Annotated in this window: 5 protein-coding genes; 1 reads left to right on the forward strand and 4 read right to left on the reverse strand. The window is 43.1% G+C overall.

Going from position 1 to position 5,912, the window contains the following annotated elements; all coding sequences use genetic code 11:
• Positions 1-3,333 (reverse strand): choice-of-anchor L domain-containing protein (locus RMO35_RS14055; RefSeq protein ID WP_309741932.1); only part of this gene is annotated, 3,333 nt, incomplete at its 3' end.
• Between the two features lie 365 nt (positions 3,334-3,698).
• Between RMO35_RS14055 and RMO35_RS14060 the strand changes: the two genes are divergently transcribed.
• Positions 3,699-4,328, forward strand: a complete 630-nt coding sequence (locus RMO35_RS14060; protein ID WP_309741934.1) for a Uma2 family endonuclease — start codon at positions 3,699-3,701, stop codon at positions 4,326-4,328.
• A 69-nt stretch (positions 4,329-4,397) separates the two neighbouring features.
• Here RMO35_RS14060 and RMO35_RS14065 read toward each other — a convergent pair whose 3' ends face one another.
• The 3 genes from RMO35_RS14065 to RMO35_RS14075 form a co-directional block, all read right to left on the reverse strand.
• Positions 4,398-4,721 carry a DUF433 domain-containing protein gene (locus tag RMO35_RS14065; protein WP_309741935.1) on the reverse strand — a complete coding sequence of 108 codons (324 nt, stop codon included), beginning with the start codon at positions 4,719-4,721 and terminating at the stop codon, positions 4,398-4,400.
• A 153-nt stretch (positions 4,722-4,874) separates the two neighbouring features.
• A complete protein-coding gene (locus RMO35_RS14070; RefSeq protein ID WP_309741936.1) occupies positions 4,875-5,276 on the reverse strand; it encodes a hypothetical protein in 402 nt (133 codons plus the stop codon).
• A gap of 182 nt (positions 5,277-5,458) precedes the next feature.
• On the reverse strand, positions 5,459-5,912 hold a 454-nt coding region (locus RMO35_RS14075), incomplete at its 5' end, for a glycosyltransferase family 2 protein (protein WP_396135671.1).

Raw genomic sequence — 5,912 nt, forward strand, 5'->3', positions numbered from 1 at the left:
GGCGGCTACATAACCATTTTCTCCCGGCTTAATCCCATTAATGCTCCCGAAATCGTCATCGACGACAAAAGCGCAGATCTCGCCCAGATCGCTATTTGACTGCGGCAATTTGGTGAATTTGAGCAGCGTATTGACCGAGCCACCATCGATCGTTAATAGATTTTTGGCTGATGCGAGCAATGTTGGTTTCTCAGGATCGTTATCCGCGATCGCGATCGTGCCGCTATTTGCACCAGTAATCAGGTAATCATCACTAGAGATCGACAGTGTAAAGGTTTCGGCAACTTCATAGATTTTGTCATCGATCGGGTTGATATCGACAAATGCTTTGTCTGCCCCGATCTCAAATACACTCGTACCATTCAAGGACTGATAGTCAATACCATTAGTAGCTGTGCCTGAGAGCGTATATTGCACTGACAGCGACTTATTAAGATCGCCACTTCGCGCGATCTCAAATCGCCCAGGATTTGGAGTGTCACCAGCTTTAGTTTCCGCAGCATTAGCGTCGCTAACAGCTAGAGAGATCGGAGTATCATCATTTAAAATGGTGCCAGTTGCACTTGTTTTGGTGCTGAGAGTGCTATTAGTCGGATTGCTAAGATTGACTTTGAAAGTTTTGTCGGGTGCGTCGATAAGATCGCCGTTAATAACGATATTAATCTCTTTGCTAGTCTCACCAGGAGCAAATGAGAGCGTTGTAGTATCGACTTTGGTGTAATCGCTTCCGGCTGTACCCGTACCGTCAGCAGTGGCATAGTCAACTGTAGTGACTCGGCTGCTAGGATTGCTCAATGTCACAGTAAAGGTGGTATTCTTAGTCCCAGTTTTACCTTCATTAATGCTGACATCCGAGATACTAATTACTGGCGGTAGATCGTTGTCAGCGATCGTAATTGTGTTAGCGATTGTAGACGGATCGATAACCCCAAGCGAACCACCTTTGAGAAATACAGCGGAATCTAAAGCACCATCGCTGATATCTTTAATTTTGATTTCGAGAGTGTTTTTGGCATTGGGAATCAAAGTTCCCGCAAATGTCAGCGTCTTGGTATATCCATCCAAGATAACTTGACTGCTCAGTGGCCCCGTGCCGAGCGGATTGTCGATATAATCAGGATTCCAAGTTGAAGGAGTTGCTGATGGGGTAAGGTTATTGATGGTTGCTGTTTTGCCATCACTGAGTTTGGCTAAATTCACACCATTGAGTGTGAGTGTAAAAATGTCGTTAAATTCACTTCCCGAAAAGTCGGTAAATTCTTCAGAGCCGAATACATACTGAAAGAACACTTGACTGGCAGTGGCATCAGTATTGAAGTCTATTTTGAGCGCGAGCGGGTCAAATCCGCCTGCTGGATCTATGGTGCCAAAATCAGTGGTTGTCCCGGTATCGTTATTCACACCCACGAGATCGGTGACTTTGCCAGTACTCAGGACAATTCCCGCGCCGATGTCAAATGGGGCATTATCAAATGTGCCGTAAGCTTCTCGATTTCCAGTTGCCGTGAGCGTAATGTTACTCAATCCAGTGGTGACACCCAGTAACTTATTTAGAATATCTGTATTGCTGAGATTGCTGGCAATTTTAAATGCTGCGCCAGTACCTCCAGCATTTGGATCGTTAGGTACGATCGACAATAAGATGCTTTCATCGCCTTCGTAGATATTATCGTCAATGGACTTAATATCAACGATCGCAGTTTTTTGACCAGCAGCAAAGGTGACTTTATTTGAGAGTTTTTGGTAGTCAACGCCGTTGACTGCGGTACCAGACATCAGGTAGAAAATATCTTGCGCTGCGGTGGTATCTCCGGTGCGGGTGAGGACAAATTGTCCAGGGTTCTGGGCTTTACTGACTTCGATCTCTGAGGCTGATTTATCGATCGCGGTGACAGTGACGAGGGGGATGACAGGGGTTGGTGTGGGGGTGGGTGTTGGGGTTGGAGTTGGGGTGGGTGTTGGTGTCGGTGTTGGGGCTACAGATGCAGAGAGTTTAAAGATTCTTTCTTCGCTTGAAGCATCATTTGGAGTAACCCGGCTTGAGAAGTAAGGGATACCATTGACATCAGTTACTTGAGACGTCAGCAATGAACTTGCGGATGATGAAACAGAAACATCTAGCCCAGGACTCAAGTCTAGGGTTGTTAAACTACCAGTTTGAATATCCAATATACGTAACTCTCTTCCATACTGTTTATCCTCAGCATTGAAGTAAAGTTTATTTCCGATCGCTTTTAAACTCGATATAAAAGTTTGTCCATAGGTTGGATTGGGATCTAGATTTGTAACGGCTGCAACAGTACCATCTGAGTTGAGCTTCCAAATCTGTGCTAAACCTTTACTATCATAAAATAAAAAACATAATGTTCCATTGACATTTGTGAATTGTTTTGGCTCGATTGAATTTCCTGCCTTGATCCCTCCGACGCCATCTATAGTCCCAGCTAATATGGGTTTACCTATTGTTACATCTAGCTTCCAAATTTTACTGCCCAGATTGCTTGTAAAATATAGAGTACCATTAACATCAACAAAGTTATTGGCATCTATTTGATATATGTTAGATGCAAATTTGGGATCGTCGATAATAGAAATAGCTTCACCACTGACAGCATCTATTTTATAGAGTTTTTGAGTAAAATCACCTGTTTTAAAAAATAATGAGCCTCCTGCTTGATGAAACTCACTAGGTACATAAAATGAACCACTTGGACCCATAACTGGTGATGCATTATTAGTTATAGGGTCAAACTTCCAAACTTTTTCACTACTTTTAAAATATAAATAGCTGCCAGAGACTGCGATGTTAGCTGGTGAGCGAAAACCATTTCCAGTATTAGGAACATCAATACTAAAACTAAAATCAGCAGGTAATCCATTCGGTGTAACTTTTGATAAAGCACCAGAAGATCGATTTATTTTCCACAACCTATAGTCGCCATTAGTTGCTAAAAAGTAGTCACTATCACCTAGAGTAACGAATCTGTTCGCGCCAGAAACAATTCTGTCACCTAAGCGAACAGGTGTGCCACTAATCGGGTCTATTCTAAAGAGTCCGTTACCACTATCAGCAGTGAAATATAGGATGCCATTAACATTGGTAATCGATCCAATACCTGAACTAATGTATGATTTGTCAATTTCTGCAACTAACACTGGCAGTCCATTTACATCTAGTTTATAAAGCTCTGTTCCTTTATTACCAGCACTGACATCTCCAACAAAATAAAGTGTTCCATCCACATTAGTGAGTTGTGACGGATTTTTTATAATCTTCTCTGTCGTCACAACAATAGGAACGAGAGGTGCTGTAGCGGTAGTAGTATCTGCCATATTAGTTATGCAAAAAAGATTTTTGTCGAGGTTTAAGGAGAGAATTACCAAAATTAGCAGGCTAATATTATTGGTAGATGAATCGAGCGATCTACTTTCGACCCCTTGCTGATGAGTGTCGATCGAGCCTAAATCGCTAAGACATGCCAAATGAACAGATCGATCGAGCTAAATCTCTCTGGAGATAGTATTCCCACAATTAATGTCATATCGAACCACTCGCGATCGAAATTTCTTGCACGGCGGAAATGAAGAGGTAGTATCGTGAGTTCGATCGCAGCTAAAATCTTGTCATCTGCAAAGGTTTGAGCGATCTACATTTCCAGATACAATAGCCATAGCGACCCTTTATCTTGGGAGCATTTATGACAGCAACACTCATCCAAAGTCCCGATCGGGTAGTTCTAAAAAATATCAGTTGGCAGTCGTATCAGTCTCTCATCATCGATTTCGAGCGAGAACCTGCGATGAGACTGACTTACGATCGTGGTACCCTCGAAATCCGTATGCCGCTTGCGCCACATGAAACCTATAAAAAAATTCTCGGTCGCCTAATCGAGACAGCAACAGAAGAACTCGATCTGGAAATTCGCAGTTTGGGTTCGCTAACTTGTAGCCGAGAAGATCTCGCTAAAGGACTAGAACCAGACCAGTGTTATTACATCCAAAACGAGGCAATGGTGAGGGGTGTCGAGCAAATCGACTTAGCAAAGCTACCGCCACCAGATTTGGCAGTAGAAATCGATATTACTAGTAGTTCTCTAGATAGGTTCTCAATTTATGCCGCTCTCAAAGTTCCAGAGATTTGGCGATATAATGGGCAAGTTTTGGCTATTTATGGACTGAGAGGGAGTGAATATATCATCCGAGACAGCAGCCTTGCTTTACCACAATTGAAAACGGCAGATATTTTACAATTTCTGAATTTATCAGCTTCGATCGGTGAAAATAATTTAGTGAAGCAGTTTCGCCAGTGGTTGAGAACTCTGAAATAACCAACATCGCTCTATGAGTTTTTCTCGTTTGCCCATATATTACGGCGCTCTGTTTTTAAAAACTAGAGATCACTCATCGATCGCTTGTAAAGCCAGTCTAATCTCATCGGGATGAGTGTCTAAATACTCCCAGGCGGTGTCTAGATCGCTCTGGGTAAGCTGGGGATACATCTGAAGGAGGTCTGTGTCACTACAGCCGAGATCCTGGGCATTGACAAGCTCCCAGATGGCAATCTGGGTATTTGCAATGTAAGCTTCACCGCTGCTAATTTCTAGCGGTTTGGCAATTTCTGGCTGGGTACTCACCAAGCTCTGCGTCAATAGTTGGATGATATGCTCTTTTTCGGCGGGTGTCAGGGCGAGCAATTGGGATTCTAAGTCTTGGAGCGTCATAATTTAAGATAAGCCTGATGTATCCAAACTAGCGGATAATTGATTCTATTATGCCTTACAGCCATCTCGACGAGCTGACTGCCTGACACTCTAAATTGAGGTAGCTTAAACCACGTCGCCAATGAGGGTCAACAGTAGTTCGCAATCCAGCAATCAAATACTCTCTCCCTGAATTCGCGTGTAAATGAGGTAAATATTACCCAGTATTAATGCTAAAACGGTGACGATTAGGGAAAATTTAAGTAAGCCGAGACTTAGCTTACTAAACTTCCGATTTCCCGGCGTCGGGAACTTTAAAAAGACTAACAATCGCTCGGTTGCAAGTAATACTAAACCCGACCAGACAATCCCTACTAATAACATTAATAGCGAGATGCTAACTTGGTTGATGACGATCGTATAAATCGGTACTGTAGATTCGCCATCGGCTATTCCATAGGTCGCACAATTTAGACAAGCAATCAGCGAGAATGCAAATCCGGCGATCGCAAAATCCAGTAATGAAGTCGTCCCAATCCAAAGTAATAAAATTATTTGTCGAGCTTGTTTAGTCATTAGCTTGAGAGGCTCTCCTGCTATTTTGGGGGAAATAGAATTACATGTCAATTGATGGTATATTCTATCCCTTTACCCTTTACCCTTTCCCCCCTTTAATAAGTCTTACTTATCACCATAACTGCTGGAGAGCCAGCCATGAGCCATTAAGAATCCAAAATGTGAGTCGATCGCTAAGTAAATCATTCAACCGATCTAAGACTAGCTTGATAAGCGCGATGGACTTCTTGAACACTATATTGATTGAGAAAAATGCGGGCAAATTGTTCGGCTAATTGGGGATTGCCCAGCTCGATCGACCACTTTAATAAGGGCTTCATCGTGCGTTCGTTGAGTGCGCCGCCGAGGGATAAAATATTCCATAAGATTCGGTGAAAAACGGTCATCTGAATCATGATTTTCACATCGAGGGTGGGATGCTTTTTGTAAAAAACCACACCCATTTTACCGCGTTCGATTTCTTGTTCGATCAGCCGGGGAATGCGATCGAGTGAAAAAGCCGGATGCCAATGATAGCCGACGGCGGCGGGACATTTGACCATTTTAATCCCCTGGTTCTTGAGCCGAACGCCCAATTCCAAATCTTCCCAACCATACAGATCGAAACCGAGATCGAATAAGCCCACTTCCGTCAAC

It is taken from the genome of Chamaesiphon sp. OTE_20_metabat_361, assembly GCF_031364565.1.

Bases quoted from the DNA above. Each gene is read 5' to 3' on its own strand.
- RMO35_RS14070 (WP_309741936.1), bottom strand. From the start codon at position 5,276: ATGACTAAACAAGCTCGACAAATAATTTTATTACTTTGGATTGGGACG.
- RMO35_RS14060 (WP_309741934.1), top strand. From the start codon at position 3,699: ATGACAGCAACACTCATCCAAAGTCCCGATCGGGTAGTTCTAAAAAAT.
- RMO35_RS14065 (WP_309741935.1), bottom strand. From the start codon at position 4,721: ATGACGCTCCAAGACTTAGAATCCCAATTGCTCGCCCTGACACCCGCC.